Source organism: Enterobacter mori LMG 25706, assembly GCF_000211415.1.
GTDB lineage: Bacteria > Pseudomonadota > Gammaproteobacteria > Enterobacterales > Enterobacteriaceae > Enterobacter > Enterobacter mori.
The window spans coordinates 13,008-28,531 of sequence record NZ_GL890781.1 but is presented as its reverse complement, the minus strand read 5'-3'; the positions used below and the strand labels follow the sequence as shown (position 1 = coordinate 28,531).

At 58.7% G+C, this 15,524-nt stretch carries 17 protein-coding genes; 12 read left to right on the top strand and 5 right to left on the bottom strand.

The window, feature by feature from the left end; genetic code table 11:
* Positions 1–57 precede the first annotated feature (57 nt).
* The 3 genes from ENTMO_RS0122110 to argD all read left to right on the top strand — a co-directional run bounded on the left by ENTMO_RS0122110 (position 58) and on the right by argD (position 2,544).
* Positions 58–642 carry a putative adenosine monophosphate-protein transferase Fic gene (locus ENTMO_RS0122110; protein ID WP_010436345.1) on the top strand — a complete coding sequence of 195 codons (585 nt, stop codon included), beginning with the start codon at positions 58–60 and terminating at the stop codon, positions 640–642.
* A 30-nt stretch (positions 643–672) separates the two neighbouring features.
* Entirely contained in the window at positions 673–1,236 is a 564-nt protein-coding gene (gene pabA / locus ENTMO_RS0122105) for an aminodeoxychorismate synthase component 2 (protein ID WP_010436342.1), read from the top strand.
* A gap of 87 nt (positions 1,237–1,323) precedes the next feature.
* Positions 1,324–2,544: a bifunctional acetylornithine/succinyldiaminopimelate transaminase gene (gene argD, locus ENTMO_RS0122100; RefSeq protein WP_010436339.1), complete on the top strand. Its 1,221-nt coding sequence runs from the start codon at positions 1,324–1,326 to the stop codon at positions 2,542–2,544.
* Here the strand turns inward: argD and ENTMO_RS0122095 are convergent.
* Together ENTMO_RS0122095 and crp are read right to left on the bottom strand one after the other, a co-directional pair.
* The gene (locus ENTMO_RS0122095; RefSeq protein ID WP_010436336.1) at positions 2,541–4,628 is read right to left on the bottom strand and encodes a YccS/YhfK family putative transporter; all 2,088 of its coding nucleotides are present in this window, start codon (positions 4,626–4,628) and stop codon (positions 2,541–2,543) included. The genes argD and ENTMO_RS0122095 overlap by 4 nt on opposite strands.
* A 57-nt stretch (positions 4,629–4,685) precedes the next feature.
* Positions 4,686–5,318, bottom strand: coding sequence for a cAMP-activated global transcriptional regulator CRP (crp, locus tag ENTMO_RS0122090; protein WP_010436334.1), 633 nt, complete (start codon positions 5,316–5,318; stop codon positions 4,686–4,688).
* A 311-nt stretch (positions 5,319–5,629) separates the two neighbouring features.
* Here crp and ENTMO_RS0122085 point away from each other — a divergent pair, with 311 nt between their 5' ends.
* Complete coding sequence (locus ENTMO_RS0122085; protein ID WP_010436331.1) at positions 5,630–6,034, top strand: OsmC family protein; 405 nt, start codon at positions 5,630–5,632, stop codon at positions 6,032–6,034.
* A gap of 66 nt (positions 6,035–6,100) precedes the next feature.
* Here the strand turns inward: ENTMO_RS0122085 and ENTMO_RS0122080 are convergent, their stop codons facing one another.
* The 3 genes from ENTMO_RS0122080 to ENTMO_RS0122070 are packed head-to-tail and all read right to left on the bottom strand — an operon-like array spanning position 6,101 to position 8,238.
* Positions 6,101–6,970, bottom strand: a complete 870-nt coding sequence (locus ENTMO_RS0122080) for a phosphoribulokinase (protein ID WP_010436329.1) — start codon at positions 6,968–6,970, stop codon at positions 6,101–6,103.
* A gap of 30 nt (positions 6,971–7,000) precedes the next feature.
* The gene (locus tag ENTMO_RS0122075) at positions 7,001–7,219 is read right to left on the bottom strand and encodes a YheU family protein (protein ID WP_010436326.1); all 219 of its coding nucleotides are present in this window, start codon (positions 7,217–7,219) and stop codon (positions 7,001–7,003) included.
* Positions 7,216–8,238 carry a hydrolase gene (locus tag ENTMO_RS0122070; RefSeq protein WP_010436325.1) on the bottom strand — a complete coding sequence of 341 codons (1,023 nt, stop codon included), beginning with the start codon at positions 8,236–8,238 and terminating at the stop codon, positions 7,216–7,218. The genes ENTMO_RS0122075 and ENTMO_RS0122070 overlap by 4 nt, the downstream gene beginning before the upstream one ends.
* 228 nt (positions 8,239–8,466) lie before the next feature.
* Between ENTMO_RS0122070 and mdcA the strand changes: the two genes are divergently transcribed.
* The 8 genes from mdcA (at position 8,467) to mdcH (ending at position 15,518) form a co-directional block, all read left to right on the top strand.
* Entirely contained in the window at positions 8,467–10,122 is a 1,656-nt protein-coding gene (gene mdcA, locus ENTMO_RS0122065; RefSeq protein ID WP_010436323.1) for a malonate decarboxylase subunit alpha, read from the top strand.
* Positions 10,122–10,979 (top strand): triphosphoribosyl-dephospho-CoA synthase, encoded by an 858-nt coding sequence (locus ENTMO_RS0122060; protein WP_010436322.1) that lies wholly within the window; start codon positions 10,122–10,124, stop codon positions 10,977–10,979. The genes mdcA and ENTMO_RS0122060 overlap by 1 nt, the downstream gene beginning before the upstream one ends.
* Before the next feature lie 9 nt (positions 10,980–10,988).
* Positions 10,989–11,288, top strand: coding sequence for a malonate decarboxylase acyl carrier protein (gene mdcC, locus ENTMO_RS0122055; protein ID WP_010436321.1), 300 nt, complete (start codon positions 10,989–10,991; stop codon positions 11,286–11,288).
* A complete protein-coding gene (locus ENTMO_RS0122050; protein WP_010436320.1) occupies positions 11,281–12,114 on the top strand; it encodes a biotin-independent malonate decarboxylase subunit beta in 834 nt (277 codons plus the stop codon). Before mdcC ends, ENTMO_RS0122050 begins: the two co-directional genes overlap by 8 nt.
* Positions 12,114–12,914, top strand: a complete 801-nt coding sequence (gene mdcE, locus ENTMO_RS0122045; protein ID WP_010436319.1) for a biotin-independent malonate decarboxylase subunit gamma — start codon at positions 12,114–12,116, stop codon at positions 12,912–12,914. The genes ENTMO_RS0122050 and mdcE overlap by 1 nt, the downstream gene beginning before the upstream one ends.
* Positions 12,915–13,042: 128 nt before the next feature.
* Entirely contained in the window at positions 13,043–14,002 is a 960-nt protein-coding gene (locus tag ENTMO_RS0122040) for an AEC family transporter (protein ID WP_010436318.1), read from the top strand.
* Positions 14,003–14,004: 2 nt separating this feature from the next.
* The gene (locus ENTMO_RS0122035; RefSeq protein WP_010436317.1) at positions 14,005–14,622 is read left to right on the top strand and encodes a malonate decarboxylase holo-ACP synthase; all 618 of its coding nucleotides are present in this window, start codon (positions 14,005–14,007) and stop codon (positions 14,620–14,622) included.
* Entirely contained in the window at positions 14,622–15,518 is an 897-nt protein-coding gene (gene mdcH, locus ENTMO_RS0122030) for a malonate decarboxylase subunit epsilon (protein WP_010436316.1), read from the top strand. The genes ENTMO_RS0122035 and mdcH overlap by 1 nt, the downstream gene beginning before the upstream one ends.
* Positions 15,519–15,524: the final 6 nt, after the last annotated feature.

Below are 15,524 nucleotides of genomic sequence, written 5' to 3'. Positions count from 1 at the left end.
GAAAGCGCGTTTTGCTGCTTATACTTGTGGCAAACGGACTATTCAGGGAGGCGTTAAGTGAAAAAACTCACCGACAAGCAAAAATCCCGTCTCTGGGAACAGCAGCGTAGCGTCAATTTGCAGGCCAGTTGTCTCCTTGAAAAAGGTCATGGTCCTTCAGCGCCCCACATCGAAACGCTGGAGCTTGGGCCATCCGCGCCCGGGTTGCCCCATCTGTGCCTGATTCACCGCCATCTGTATCACAGCGAGATGAAACGGGCAGGCGAATTCCGTACCGACGATATTTTTAAGGGTGACATTCCCTTCTGCCATTTCGAGTACATCGAGAAGATGGGCAACGAGCTGATGGCGGCGCTTGAAAGTGAAAAGTATCTTGTGGGTCTTGAGAAGGCGGCTTTTGTTGACAAAGTTAGTCATTACTACTGTGAAATCAATATGCTGCATCCTTTTATGCGCGGCAACGGCATTGCCCAACGCGTCTTCTTCGAGCAGCTGGCGCTCCACGCGGGTTACGCGCTGGACTGGCGGGATATCGATCCCGAGCAGTGGGTGGCGGCTAACCGAAGCGGCGCGATGGGCGATTTGACCGCGCTGAGTGCTATCTTTGCCAAAGTAGTGAGCGAAGCACGGGAATCTGAGTAGAATAGGGCGGCATTTTTTTCGGGAGCCGCCATGATTCTGCTGATTGATAACTACGATTCCTTCACCTGGAACCTTTACCAGTATTTTTGTGAGCTGGGTGCAGAGGTGGTTGGCCGCCGTAATGATGACCTCACCCTGGCCGATATCGACACGCTGGCCCCGCAGAAAATCGTGATTTCGCCGGGGCCGTGTACGCCCTCGGAATCAGGCATTTCTCTGGATGTTATCCGCCACTATGCAGGTAAACTGCCGATTCTGGGCGTCTGCCTGGGCCATCAGGCTATTGCCCAGGCGTTTGGTGCCACCATCGTGCGCGCTGCGAAAGTGATGCACGGGAAAACCTCTCCGGTCACCCACACCGGCACGGGCGTATTCGCAGGGTTAAATAATCCGTTAACCGTGACGCGCTACCATTCTCTGGTCATTGACCCGCCGACGCTACCCGCCTGCTTTGAGGTCACCGCCTGGAGCGAGACGCAGGAGATCATGGGTATCCGTCACCGTGAGTGGGATCTCGAAGGCGGGCAATTCCATCCGGAAAGCATCCTCAGCGAGCAGGGACACGCGCTGCTGGCAAATTTCCTCAATCGCTGAATATCTGTTGCCTTGCTGTGATTTTTTATGCATATTTTGTGATTATATTTTCACAATCACTGTGACATAAAAATGGATGGTCATGACATGGCAACTGAACAACCAGCAATTACCCGTGCAACATTTGATGAAGTGATCCTGCCGATTTATGCACCGGCTGAGTTTATCCCTGTGAAGGGGAAAGGCAGCCGCGTCTGGGATCAGCAGGGCAAAGAGTATGTTGATTTCGCGGGCGGGATTGCGGTGACGGCGCTGGGCCATTGCCATCCCGCGCTGGTGGAGGCGCTGAAAACCCAGGGCGAAACCCTGTGGCACACCAGCAACGTGTTCACCAACGAACCGGCGCTGCGTCTGGGGCGTAAGATCATCGATGCGACCTTCGCGGAACGCGTGCTGTTTATGAACTCCGGCACCGAAGCCAACGAAACCGCCTTTAAGCTGGCGCGCTACTACGCCACCACGCGCCACAGCCCGTACAAAACCAAAATCATCGCCTTCCACAATGCCTTCCACGGACGCTCCTTCTTTACCGTCTCCGTTGGCGGCCAGCCGAAGTATTCAGACGGCTTTGGCCCGAAACCGGCAGACATTGTCCACGTGCCGTTTAACGATCTGCATGCCGTGAAAGCGGTAATGGACGACCACACCTGCGCGGTGGTGGTCGAGCCTATTCAGGGCGAAGGCGGCGTGACCGCAGCGACGCCGGAATTCCTGAAAGGGCTGCGCGAACTGTGTGACGAGCATCAGGCGCTGCTGGTCTTTGATGAAGTGCAGTGCGGCATGGGGCGCACCGGGGATCTGTTTGCCTACATGCACTACGGCGTGACGCCGGACATCCTGACCAGCGCCAAAGCGCTCGGCGGCGGTTTCCCGGTGAGTGCGGTACTGACGACGCAGGATATTGCCTCTGCGTTCCACGTCGGCTCTCACGGCTCTACCTACGGCGGCAACCCGCTGGCGAGCGCCGTGGCGGGTGCCGCGTTTGATATTATCAATACGCCTGAGGTGCTGAACGGCGTTAGCGCGAAGCGTGAGCTGTTCGTGAAGCATCTCCAGCAGATTAACGATGAATATGATGTTTTCAGCGAGATCCGCGGCATGGGGCTGCTGATTGGCGCCGAGCTGAAGCCGCAGTTCAAAGGCCGCGCGCGTGATTTCCTGCACGCCGCCGCGCACGAAGGGGTGATGGTGCTCAATGCCGGACCTGACGTGATGCGCTTTGCGCCGTCGCTGGTGGTGGAAGATAAAGATATTGAAGATGGATTAACCCGCTTTGCCGCGGCGGTCGCGAAGATCGTTAAAGGCTAATACTCGGTTCGCTTTAACCGGCGCGTTAACCAAATCCCGTGATGCGGGCGCTGACGCCATGCCACCGATGAAATGGTGTGCATGGTGTTCAAATGCCCCAGAACGCGCTGCAGATGCTGCTCAAGGGTGCTCATCGGCCCGTGGGTCAGCGTTTCAGGCGCTTCCAGAATATTCGAATCTCCCGATTCACCCGGCGAGTCATACTCCAGACGCTGCTGACACCTCTGCAACGCAATTTCACACGACTGCAAATAGCGCTGCGCCAGATCCGGCGTCAGCATCGTATGCTCGCGCGCCAGCGTGGTCATGGCGTTAATGTGCTCGACGATAAACTGGCTGTGTGTCACCCACAGCTTCATGTCTGCAAGATAGTGCGAGTTAAACCCCGGCTCCTGCATCGCCTGATTGAGCGAGTTAAACAGCGCGTTGTGCGCCTGGTTGACCTTCATCCGCTGATACGCCAGCGGAGAGGGCTGCGGATCGTCGCTGAGGATCAGGCGAATGGCCTGCTGGTCAGCTTCCAGCGCGTCATGGGCGTTCTGCCTGAGCAATCCGCTCTGCCACTGCGGCCACAGCCAGACCATACCGCCGAAGGCAATCAGGCAGCCAATCAGCGTATCGACCAGTCGAGCCACGATAAACTGCTCGCCGTTGAGCGTGAGCAGCTGCAGGGTGTACACCGCCGTGACCGTAAAGCCCGCCATCGCCCAGCCGTAATTTTTACGGATAATCAGATAGCTCACCATGGTGATCGCCAGCATCCCGACCAGCGTATAGCCTTCCGGCACGTGGAAGTGAAGCGTCACGCCCGCAATAATCAGCCCGGCTAGCGTTCCGCCAGCCCGGTGGAAGATACGCACTCGCGTGGCCCCGTAGCCGTTCTGCGTGACAAACAGCACGGTCATTAAGATCCAGTAGGGTTTAGGCAGGTGCAGCGCCATGCCCATCAGGCTGGCAATGCTCAGCATCACGCTTATCCGCGCCGCGTTGCGCAGAGCGGCGGATTTCAGTGACAGATAGCTTTTGAGCGCAGGCAGCAGCGGCAGACGTTTCTGCTTATCCGCCATCAGGTCGCGGGGATAAAGCGGGCGCTGCGTACGTAACACGCGGGCGATACGGCTGAAGTGCCAGGCGGCAAACTGGCCTACCGGGTTATCCGGATGCTGACGGGCGATTTTCTCCAGCGCGCCGAGCTGTTTATCCATGTTAAAACGCGTGGGGTAGCGGTGATAGAGAATATCGTCAGCCAGTACCCTAAGCCGCGCGGCGACGGTCTGGGCGTTCCAGCGGATCACTGCTTCTGCATGGCTGCGCTCTACCAGCTTTTGTACCTCCTGCGGGTGGTGAAGGCTAACGGAGATATGCTCCTGCAGGTCCAGCCCCACCTGGAAAGTGCGCAGCAGCCGTTTGTATTCGTGGTTCTTGTTGGCGGCAAGCATGTGCAGCTGCTGGTAGCACTGGCTAATCAGGTCGACAACCTTTTGCTGGCGCGTCAGCAGCGGCGGCAGGGATTTCTCCGGGGCGGTATGTTGGGTGAGCAGGGTGTATTTGGCTTCACAGTAATCCGCAAGCTGCACATAGAGCAGGCTCAGGGATTCACGCAGCGGCTGTTCCCGCCAGAGCCAAAACCAGAACCAGTTAAACACCCCGTACCAGAGCGTGCCAAGGGCGTAGATCAGCAGCGGCTCCCACACCGGCATATTCCCGGCGAGGCTCAGGGTGAAGATAGCCGCAATCAGCGAGGCGGGCAGCAGGCGAGCGTGCAGCGAACTGATTTCCGCCGTCACGCCAAGCGTCATCGCCAGCACGGTCAGGATCAGGGGCAGAGGGATATCACGGGCAAGCAGGAGCTGTACGGCGAGACTACAGCCAGCAAACAGACAGCCACCGATAATCAGGCGTTTGAAAAAGCGCTTATGCGGCGTGTCCAGACCGGCAATGTTGCAGCAGGCGGGCACGAGGGAAAACAGCAGACCTTGCTGGAGGTGTCCGAGGATCAGGCCCACGGCCACAGGAAGGCACAGCACCAGCGTTTGTCGCAGTGCGTAGTTAACTTCCGGGTGATAGATCAGCCTGCGCCACATGAGGAGTAGAGACAAAAACGGCGTGACAACTTGCGATGGCACGCCGTTTGAGCGGAATTAACGCGTTCCGTAAACCACGATGGTTTTACCGTGGGCGGAGATCAGGTTCTGGTCTTCCAGCATTTTCAGGATACGACGCACTGTTGCACGGGAGCAACCGACGATCTGACCAATTTCCTGGCGGGTAGTTTTAATTTGCATGCCGTCAGGGTGGGTCATGGCGTCTGGTTGTTTTGCCAGGTTCAGCAGGGTCTGCGCGATACGGCCGGTTACGTCCAGGAAGGCGAGGTTACCCACTTTCTCAGACGTCACCTGCAGACGGCGCGCCATCTGGGAAGAAAGACGCATCAGGATGTCAGGATTAACCTGAATCAGCTGACGGAATTTCTTGTAAGAAATTTCAGCCACTTCACATGCTGTCTTTGCACGAACCCAGGCGCTACGTTCCTGGCCCTCTTCAAACAGGCCCAGTTCACCGATGAAATCGCCCTGGTTCAGATAAGAAAGGATCATCTCTTTCCCTTCTTCATCTTTGATCAGCACTGCCACCGAGCCTTTAACGATGTAATACAACGTTTCCGCTTTTTCACCCTGGTGAATCAGCGTGCTCTTCGATGGGTACTTATGAATGTGGCAATGAGACAAGAACCATTCGAGAGTCGGGTCTGTTTGCGGTTTGCCAAGCACCATGCGCTGTTATCCTCTGTTATAAGCTGTCACCAGAGTCATAAGATGCATCCGGACTCTGGGGTTGCAATCGAATTCTTACCCATACCCTGGGAAGTCGGCTGTCGTAACGTTTCGCAGCCAGTAAAGTTTGATGTCCTCTGCATACATGTGTAACGTCAATGTATTACTGTAGCATCCAGAGTGTTTTAGCATAGCTTTTGCCGCGTGTCTCCTGGTGTCTCGCTTCAGCATGATGCAGGTCGCCTTCCGTTGCGAGAAATGTAATGCACGCGTAATCTGTCACCAAAAATGCAACGTTGGAGTTAATGAATATGCAAGCGCGTGTGAAATGGGTTGAAGGTTTAACGTTCCTGGGCGAATCCGCTTCTGGACATCAGATTTTGATGGACGGTAACTCCGGCGACAAAGCCCCAAGCCCGATGGAGATGGTGCTGATGGCGGCGGGCGGATGCAGCGCAATTGACGTGGTGTCGATTTTGCAAAAAGGTCGTCATGATGTGACCGATTGCGAAGTGAAGCTTACTTCCGAACGTCGCGAAGAGGCGCCACGCCTGTTCACGCACATTAATCTGCACTTTATCGTGACCGGTAAAGAACTGAAAGATGCCGCAGTATCACGCGCCGTAGACCTTTCTGCGGAGAAATACTGCTCTGTGGCGTTAATGCTGGAGAAAGCGGTAAAAATCACGCATTCGTATGAAGTGATCGAGGCTTAATTATTGGGGCATCGTGCGTGTTGATGCCCTCACCCTAACCCTCTCCCACAGGGAGAGGGAACATGTTCACGCGATCTGCTTCCCTTCCATCAGTCGCTGGACCAGCGGCGTCATAATTAACTCCATCGCCAGCCCCATTTTTCCGCCCGGCACCACCAACGTATTCATGTGCGAAATAAACGAGCCCTGCAGCATCGCCAGCAGCCAGGGGTAATCAATGCCTTCGAGATTGCGGAAATGGATGACGACAAAGCTCTCATCCAGCGAAGGGATCGTTTTCGCCGCAAACGGGTTGGAGGTATCCACCGTCGGCACGCGCTGGAAGTTGATGTGGGTGCGGGAGAACTGCGGCGTCAGGAAGTTGATGTAATCCTCCATGGAGCGCACGACGGAATCCATCACCGCTTCGCGAGAATGCCCGCGCTCGCTCATGTCACGCGTCAGCTTCTGGATCCATTCAAGGTTAACAATCGGCACCACGCCGACCAGCAGATCCACGTGACGCGCGACGTCGTGTTGAGGCGTGACCACGCCGCCGTGTAGCCCTTCGTAAAACAGCACGTCGGTCGGCTCCGGCAGCGGCTGCCACGGGGTGAACGTCCCCGGCACCTGATTCCAGGGAACCGCTTCGTCGTAGGTGTGCAGGTATTTGCGGGACTGCCCGGTCCCGCTCTGCCCGTATTCGCGGAAGGTTTGTTCCAGCAGGCTGAAATCGTTGGCTTCCGGCCCGAAATAGCTGATGTGTTTGCCCAGATCGCGCGCCTTGCGGATGGCCATGTCCATTTCCGGGCGCGTATAGCGGTGAAAGCTATCGCCCTCCACTTCTGCCGCCCGGAGATTCAGCTGTGCGAAAATCTTGCGAAAGGCGAGGCTGGTGGTGGTGGTACCCGCACCACTTGAGCCCGTTACGGCAATAACCGGATGTCTGGCAGACATAGCAACTCCCTGACTGGAAAGGTTTACAGATCAGCCGTGAAACGCGTTGCGGTGCATGATATTGACCGTCTCATGCAGTTCGGACCACACCAGCACCACGTCGCCACTTTTCAGCTGGCGCTTAACATCGCTGACCTTTTGTTCGAGCGAACGTTCTTGTTCACCATAATCGGTGCCTTCACGTAATACAAAGCTTTCAATCAGATTATCGAGCGTTTCGGGAGCGAGATCCTGCCAGGGGATAATCATTTTTTACCGTCCAGAAAAGAGGTGAGCCAGTCAGGGATGCGGGTTTCCAGCCACATTTTCGGCCTGCGTAGCGTGCCGCCAACAAAGCCGACGTGCCCGCCGTACTCGGTGAGCTGATACTGCACGTTAGCCGGTAAATGCTCCGGCGCCGGAATGGAGTGATGATCCATAAACGGATCGTCTTTGGCGTGGATAATCAGCGTCGGCGTGGTGATTTGATTCAACAACGGCATGGCGCTGCACTGACGGTAATAGTCAATCGCATCGGCAAAACCGTGGATCTTCGAGGTAATCAGATCGTCAAACTCGCGCAGACGCTTCACGCGCTTGAGCTGCTGCAGGCTAACCGGCAGGGTATCAGGGTAGGCCTTCAGCTTGCGTGCGGCGTTGGCCTTCAGCAGGTTGAGCAGGTAGCGCTGATAGACGCGGGAAAACCCTTTCTCCATATGGTAGCTGCACTGCTCGAGCATAAAGGGAGCGGAGACAATAACAGCGGCATCCAGCGGGACGGCATCACCTTCTTTCGCCAGCAGGCAGGCCAGCATATTGCCGCCCAGCGAATAGCCCACCGCCGCCGTTGGCACCGTGCCAAAATTATCTCTCAGCCAGTGTAAGAACCAGGTGCCGTCTTCGGTTTCGCCGGAATGGTAAATGCGCTTCTGGCGATTCGGCTCGCCGCTGCAGCCGCGAAAATGCATCGCCACCGCCAGCCAGCCGCGGGCTTTCGCCGCCTCGATTAAACCGTGGGCGTAGGGACTGTGCAGGCTGCCTTCCAGACCATGAAACACCACCAGGCGAGGTTTGTGTCGGGCTTGCTCCGGCGCTTCGCTCCAGGCGAGATCTAAAAAGTCGCCGTCCGGCAAATCCAGACGCTGCCAGTGCGGGGTGAACTGCACCTTGCGGCGGATCAGGCGCGGCAGCATGGTTTGCAGGTGGGGGTTAGCCACGCCGCGCATGGGCACGAACTCTGCGCTCTCTTCGGCTGCAATGTCGAAGTCTGATGGAATGATTTGGGTCATAAGGGCGATGCTGATTCTTGTCAGAAATTTACTATACCTTCCGAATTGTACCCCGTTTAGCCTGGATTTCCGAACCATGAACTGATCCCGATCACAAATCTTTACCTTGATTATTACTCTCAGGCTAATGATTCGGCTCTACGCTTAATTGATGCCTTTCTCGCCAGAGCGCAGACTTTACTCAACGTTAAGCAAATCAGAATGATGTGCTGAATCAGGAGGTTAATAATGTTATCTGGGCAAACACCCACCCGGCAATGGAACACACGACGCAGCGAGAAAGCGCGTCGTCTGGCGTCCGTACCGGTGCAGGGCAAAGTACTGCCAACCGGCGATCTTGTCGCCATGCTGGAAAAACTGATCGCTCCGGGCGACAAAGTTGTGCTGGAAGGCAACAACCAGAAGCAGGCGGATTTCCTTTCCCGCTCGCTGGCTGAAGTGAACCCGCAAATCGTTCACGACCTGCATATGATCATGCCGAGCGTTGGCCGCAGCGAGCATCTCGATATCTTTGAAAAAGGCATCGCCCGCAAGCTGGACTTCTCCTTCTCCGGGACACAGAGCCTGCGTATCTCGCAGCTGCTGGAAGACGGTCAGCTCGAAATCGGTGCAATTCACACCTACATCGAACTCTACTCGCGCCTCTACGTCGACCTGTCCCCCAACGTGGCGCTGATTGCCGGTTTTAAAGCCGACCGCAAAGGCAACCTCTACACCGGGGCGAGTACCGAAGATACCCCGGCGCTGGTGGAAGCCGCCGCGTTCCACGATGGCATCGTCATCGCGCAGGTGAACGAGCTGGTGGACGACGAGTGCGATCTGCCGCGCGTCGATATTCCGGGCTCCTGGATCGACTACGTGGTCGTTGCGGACAAGCCGTTCTTTATCGAACCGCTGTTCACCCGCGACCCGCGCCTGATCAAACAGGAACATATCCTGATGGCGATGATGGCGATCAAAGGCATCTATGCGGAACACCAGGTGCAGTCCCTGAACCACGGTATCGGCTTTAACACCGCGGCGATTGAGCTGCTGCTGCCCACCTACGGCGAACAGCTCGGCCTGAAGGGCAAAATCTGTAAACACTGGACGCTGAACCCGCATCCGACGTTGATCCCCGCCATTGAAAGCGGCTGGGTGGAAAGCGTGCACTGCTTCGGCGGCGAGCTGGGGATGGAAGAGTACATCCGCGCCCGTCCTGATGTCTTCTTTACCGGTGCCGATGGCTCCATGCGTTCCAACCGCGCCTTCTGCCAGCTGGCAGGCCAGTACGCGGTGGATATGTTCATCGGCTCTACGCTGCAGGTTGACGGCTACGCCAACTCCTCAACCGTGACCCGCGGTCGTCTTTCCGGCTTCGGCGGTGCGCCAAACATGGGCCATGACCCGCACGGTCGTCGTCATGCGACCCCGGCCTGGCTGAACATGATCACCGAGCCGGATCCGATGCAGCGCGGTAAAAAGCTGGTCGTGCAGATGGTGGAAACCTTCCAGGCAGGCGTGAAGCCGACCTTCGTGGAAAAACTCGATGCCGTCGACGTGGCGAAAGCCTCCGGCATGCCGCTGGCACCGGTGATGATTTACGGCGACGACGTGACGCACGTGCTGACGGAAGAGGGCATTGCCTACCTCTACCGGGCGAAAGATCTGGAAGAGCGTCGTGCCATGGTTGCCGCCGTCGCGGGGATCACCGATATCGGCCTGGGCGTTGACGCCAAACGCGTGGCGGAACTGCGCCAGAGCGGCAAAGTGGTGTATCCGGAAGATATGGGGATTCGTCGCACCGACGCCACCCGCTCTCTTCTGGCAGCCGGGAGCGTGTCTGACCTCGTTGAGTGGTCCGGCGGTCTGTATAACCCACCTGCGAAATTCCGGAGCTGGTAATGAAACTTCTGCCCCAGATTCAGGTTGAAGGCGGTGCCGAATGGCTGGCGCGAACCGCCACGCAGTGTCTGATTGACGAAGCACGTTTAAGCCCGAAACCCGGTCTGGTGGACAGTCGGGGGAACGGCGCGCACCACGATTTATCCCTTGCGCTGATGGAGCGCTCCGCGCACAGCCTGACCCCCACGTTTCAGGCGCTGGCGCAGCAGAGCTGGCAGCGTCCGGCGGACATTGCGCTTCGGCAAACCGTTGGCCGTCTTGGCCGCGAAGGCGAGCAGCAGATGATGGCTGCCACCGACGGGGTTAATACCCACCGTGGTGCGATCTGGGCGCTGGGATTGCTGGTGAGCGCGGTGGCGATGCTGGGCGGTGAGGCGACTGCGCAGGCCGTCGCGAATACCGCCGCTCAGCTGGCGAAACTCCCGGACGATGCGGCGCCGAAAGTGTTCAGCAAAGGGCTGCGCGCCACGCACCGCTACCGCGTGCCGGGCGCACGCGAAGAGGCGCAGCAGGCGTTCCCGCACGTTATGCAGCGCGCGCTGCCGCAGCTTCGCCTCAGCCGTCTCAACGGCAGCAGTGAAACGCATGCGAGGCTCGACGCGCTGATGGCGATCATGACGTCACTCACCGACACCTGCGTGCTGTCGCGCGCCGGAATGGAGGGACTGGACGCCATGCAGAACGGTGCTCGTGGGGTACTGAACGCCGGAGGATGCGCAACGCTTTCAGGGCAGCAGGCGCTGGCGAGCTTAGACCGCCAGATGCTCTCGCTCAACGCTTCACCGGGCGGCGCTGCCGACCTGCTTGCCGCCACGCTGTTTCTCGACCGCGTCGAAACGCCTTATTCAAAGCATTAAGAGGATGTTATGGAAAAAATTACATTGACCGTGCCCGCCAGCCGCGAAGTAAGCGGCAGGGCGCTGGCAGGCGTCGTCGGTTCCGGGGATATGGAGGTGTTGTTCGCCGCCGAACCGGGCCAGACCTTAACCGTTGATATCACCACTTCAGTCGACAACAGCCGTGGTCGTTGGGAGGCGCTGTTCAACCGTCTGCACACCGTCAGCAGCCTGCCCGCAGGCAAACTGACCATCCACGACTTCGGCGCGACGCCGGGCGTGGCGCGCATTCGCATCGAACAGGTCTTTGAGGGGGTGAGCCATGCGTAATGACAGCAGCTTTATCGAACTAAAAGCACGCCAGCGCGCGCAGGCGCTGCTGGATGACGGCAGCTACCGCGAACTGCTGGATCCGTTTGAAGGCATTATCTCTCCGTGGCTTGGGCCGCAGGGGATTGTTCCGCAGGCCGATGACGGCATGGTCGTCGCAAAAGGCACCATCAACGGTCAGCCTGCGGTCGTCGTCGCGATTGAAGGCGCGTTCCAGGGCGGCAGCATGGGCGAAGTGTCCGGCGCCAAAATGGCGGCGGCGCTGGAGCTGGCGGCAGAAGATAACCGCAACGGCATTCCGACGCAGGCGGTGCTGTGCCTCGAAACCGGCGGCGTGCGTCTGCAGGAAGCTAACCTCGGCCTGGCGGCGATTGCCGATATCCACGCCGCGATTGTTGACCTGCGCCGGTATACCCCGGTGGTCGGGATTGTTGCCGGGACCGTGGGCTGCTTCGGCGGGATGTCCATCGCCGCGGCGCTGTGCAGCTACCTGATCGTGACCCGTGAAGCGCGTCTCGGCCTCAACGGCCCGCAGGTTATCGAGCAGGAGGCGGGGATTGAAGAGTACGACTCCCGCGACCGTCCGTTTATCTGGAGCATGACCGGCGGCGAAGTGCGTTATCAAAGCGGTCTGGTGGATGCGCTGGTAGGCGACGGCGTAAACGCGGTGAAAGCGGCGGTGAACGAGGCGATAGCGAAAGGCGTACCGGCGAAACACCGCACCGATAACTACGACGATTACCTGAACCGTCTGACCCATTTCGACACCCGCAAACAGGCCGATGCCGAACAGATTAACGCGCTTTTTGCCCGGGAGGTGAAATGATGACTAACTCAATGAGCCGTGGCGAACTCTGGCTGGACATTCTTGCCCCGAATGCAAAACGTGTGGAAGGGTTATGCCCGTCCGTGCAGGCGGTAGACGGCGAGCTTAACGGCGAAGCGGTGCGCTTTGTGGCCGTGGTTCCGGATGCCAATAACCACTTCCCGCGCGCCGCGAAGGGTGAAGTCGGTCTGCTGGAAGGCTGGACGCTGGCGAAAGTGGTCAGCGAAACCGTCGCGGCGGATGCCGATAAAGCCGTCAAACGCCCAATTGTGGCGGTGATTGACGTCCCAAGCCAGGCCTATGGCCGTCGCGAAGAGGCTTTTGGTATCCATCAGGCACTGGCGGGAGCCGCTGCCGCGTATGCGAACGCGCGCCTGGCCGGTCATCCGGTGATTGGGCTTATCGTCGGCAAGGCGATGTCCGGCGCGTTTCTGGCGCACGGCTACCAGGCCAACCGCCTGATTGCCTTTAACGACAAAGGTGTGCTGATCCACGCGATGGGCAAAGAGTCTGCGGCGCGCATTACGCTGCGTACCGTGGAGGCGCTGGAAAAACTGGCGGCAACCATTCCACCAATGGCGTATGACATCAGCAACTACGCCACGCTGGGGCTGCTTTCTAACCTGCTGGACATCAGCAACCCGGATGCCCCATCCGATAACGATCTGGCACAGGTGAAAACCACCCTGCAGCAGGCCATCAGTGACGCACGTCAGGATATCACCTTGAAAAACCGTCTGGGTGCTGACAACCGCCGCAGCTCGGCGCTCGTACGCGAACGTATGCGAGCCAGCTGGTAAGTAAAAAAGAGACCTGCCAGAGATGCAACCCCCCGTGGGCGCGCCCGCTGCGCCCGCGTGGGAGCCTGCATCCTGAAAAATAATAAACATCGCACCAGTGCTAAAACTTTTTTTACTACAGGTGATTTATGACTTACGTAATTGTTCATGCTCTTGCACCGATTTTCGTCATCATGCTGCTGGGATTCTGGGCCGGTAAGGCAAAGATGGTCGATAACAAAAACGTTTCCCTGCTCAATATCTTCGTGATGGATTTTGCACTGCCTGCCGCGCTGTTTAGCGCCACCGTGCAAACGCCGTGGACCGGCATCGTGGCGCAGTCGCCGCTGATCCTGGTGCTGACCCTGGCGATGTGGATCACCTATGCGGTCATCTACTTCCTTGCCACCAAAATCTTTAAGAAATCCCCGCAGGACGCGGCGGTGCTGACGCTTACCGTTGCCCTGCCGAACTACGCGGCGCTTGGCCTGCCGATTCTGGGCAGCGTGCTGGGTGAAGGATCTTCCACGTCGCTTTCCGTTGCGGTCTCTATTGCCTGCGGTTCGGTGCTGATGACCCCGTTCTGCCTGCTGATCCTGGAGCGCGAGAAAGCGCGCGCCGAGGGGAATAATTCCGGCTCGACGCTCTCCATGCTGCCGGTGCTGATGTGGCGTTCCATTAAAAAACCGATCGTGATGGGTCCGCTGCTGGGCGTGATTCTCTCCGCCATCGGCATCAAAATGCCGGAACTGGTGCTTGCGGCGATTAAACCGCTGGGGCTGTCCGCCACCGCTGCGGCGCTGTTCCTGACCGGGGTGATCCTCTCTGCCCGCAAGCTGCAGATCAACACCATGGTGATTACATCAACCATCGCCAAGCTGCTGATTCAGCCCGCGATTGCCTGGGGTATCGTGCTGATCTTCGGTCTGCACGGCTCGGTGGCGATTACCGCTATCCTGATGATTGCGCTCTCCGCGGGCTTCTTCGGCGTGGTGTTCGGTAACCGCTTTGGCGTGCAGTCGCCGGATGCTGAAGCCGTGCTGCTGTTAAGCTCCGTACTGTGTATCCTGTCGCTTCCGCTGTTTATCTCGCTGACTTCAGGAATGTAATCATGACCACAGCATTACGCCCGCACGACCTCATCTGGCTTACCGCGCGCGACGCGCTGGAAGGCATCACCGAATCCTGGGTTGAGGCCGCCTGGCATATTGGCCTGCCGGCAGTGGTGCGGCGTGATGTTGATAATGAAGGCCGTATTCCCGTTGGCGTGCGCGGCCTGCGTCGTGACCAGCGGGCGGCCGGATGGGTGAAGCCCGAAAACGTGCAGCGCGTGGTGACACCTGAAGACCTGTGCGCCACCGCCGATCTGCTGCGCTCGCCCTTTGTGACCCAGCCGCCGGTTCAGGTGGCGCTGCAGCTGGCTCAGCAGGCGTGGCCGTGGACGTGGGGCATTGCCGGCAGCACCGGCTACGCGCTGGCGACCGGTATTCCGGTGATCCATGCCGACAGCGATCTTGATCTGCTGATCCGCGCCTCTGAGCCGATTTCCCCGGATGCTTTTAGCGCATGGCAGTCGCAGCTGAGCCGTGCACTGTGTCGGGCGGATACGCAGGTCGATACCCCCGAAGGGGGCTTTGCGTTGGCGGAGTGGCTGCGCGACGGCAAAACGCTGCTAAAAACTCAATGTGGACCGCGCCTGGTGGCGGATCCGTGGCGCAGGGAGGAGTGATGAAAATACTGTTTACCTTTCCGGGGCAGGGTACGCAGCACGAAGGCATGCTGCAAAACCTGCCGGGAACGGAGCTTGCACAGGCACGCGAGGTGCTGGGCAGCGAAGTCGATACGCTGGACAGTGCAGCCTCGCTAACTCACACCCGCGCGGTTCAGCTGTGTCTCCTGATTTCAGGCGTGGCCTGGGCGCGCGAGCTGGAGCGTCGCGGCGTGACGCCGGATATCGTCAGCGGGCTGTCCATCGGCGCTTATCCGGCGGCGGTTATCGCGGGCGCGCTGGATTTTTCGGACGCGCTGAGGCTGGTGGCGCTGCGTGGTGACCTGATGGAGCAGGCGTACCCGCACGGCTACGGCCTGACGGCGATTATGGGGCTGACCCTGCCGCAGGTGGAGCAGCTTATCGAGGGTACCGGAACGTATATTGCTAACCTGAATGCCGAAACGCAGATCGTCATCGCCGGAACCGATGAGGGGATGGCGCAGGTGGCAGAACGCGCGCTGGCAAAAGGGGCGAGCAAGGCCAGGCGGCTGGCGGTTAGCGTGCCGTCGCACTGCGCGCTGTTGGCGGAACCGGCGAAAAAGCTGGCGTCGGCGTTTGAGCCCGTTACGCTGGCTCGTCCACGCTGCGCCTACCTGAGCGGCAGTACAGGCCGCGTGCTCTGGCAGCCGGAAAAGATTGCCGACGATCTGGCGATGAACATGGCGCGAACCGTGCGCTGGCAGGAGGCGATGATTTCCGCTAACGAACGCGAAGCGCGGCTGGCGATTGAAATGCCGCCCGGCGGCATATGGACCTGCCTGACGCGTCAGGCTGCGTGGGAAGGGGAAACCATTTCGCTGGAGCGCAGCGGGGTGGACGTGGCGGTGCATCTGGCGGGTCGGCTTCGTGCGTGAGTTTTC

Coding starts and splice junctions, on each gene's coding strand:
- pabA (WP_010436342.1), top strand. CDS start 673: ATGATTCTGCTGATTGATAACTACGATTCCTTCACCTGGAACCTTTAC.
- argD (WP_010436339.1), top strand. CDS start 1,324: ATGGCAACTGAACAACCAGCAATTACCCGTGCAACATTTGATGAAGTG.
- ENTMO_RS0122095 (WP_010436336.1), bottom strand. CDS start 4,628: ATGTGGCGCAGGCTGATCTATCACCCGGAAGTTAACTACGCACTGCGA.
- crp (WP_010436334.1), bottom strand. CDS start 5,318: ATGGTGCTTGGCAAACCGCAAACAGACCCGACTCTCGAATGGTTCTTG.
- ENTMO_RS0122085 (WP_010436331.1), top strand. CDS start 5,630: ATGCAAGCGCGTGTGAAATGGGTTGAAGGTTTAACGTTCCTGGGCGAA.
- ENTMO_RS0122080 (WP_010436329.1), bottom strand. CDS start 6,970: ATGTCTGCCAGACATCCGGTTATTGCCGTAACGGGCTCAAGTGGTGCG.
- ENTMO_RS0122075 (WP_010436326.1), bottom strand. CDS start 7,219: ATGATTATCCCCTGGCAGGATCTCGCTCCCGAAACGCTCGATAATCTG.
- ENTMO_RS0122070 (WP_010436325.1), bottom strand. CDS start 8,238: ATGACCCAAATCATTCCATCAGACTTCGACATTGCAGCCGAAGAGAGC.
- mdcA (WP_010436323.1), top strand. CDS start 8,467: ATGTTATCTGGGCAAACACCCACCCGGCAATGGAACACACGACGCAGC.
- ENTMO_RS0122060 (WP_010436322.1), top strand. CDS start 10,122: ATGAAACTTCTGCCCCAGATTCAGGTTGAAGGCGGTGCCGAATGGCTG.
- mdcC (WP_010436321.1), top strand. CDS start 10,989: ATGGAAAAAATTACATTGACCGTGCCCGCCAGCCGCGAAGTAAGCGGC.
- ENTMO_RS0122050 (WP_010436320.1), top strand. CDS start 11,281: ATGCGTAATGACAGCAGCTTTATCGAACTAAAAGCACGCCAGCGCGCG.
- mdcE (WP_010436319.1), top strand. CDS start 12,114: ATGACTAACTCAATGAGCCGTGGCGAACTCTGGCTGGACATTCTTGCC.
- ENTMO_RS0122040 (WP_010436318.1), top strand. CDS start 13,043: ATGACTTACGTAATTGTTCATGCTCTTGCACCGATTTTCGTCATCATG.
- ENTMO_RS0122035 (WP_010436317.1), top strand. CDS start 14,005: ATGACCACAGCATTACGCCCGCACGACCTCATCTGGCTTACCGCGCGC.
- mdcH (WP_010436316.1), top strand. CDS start 14,622: ATGAAAATACTGTTTACCTTTCCGGGGCAGGGTACGCAGCACGAAGGC.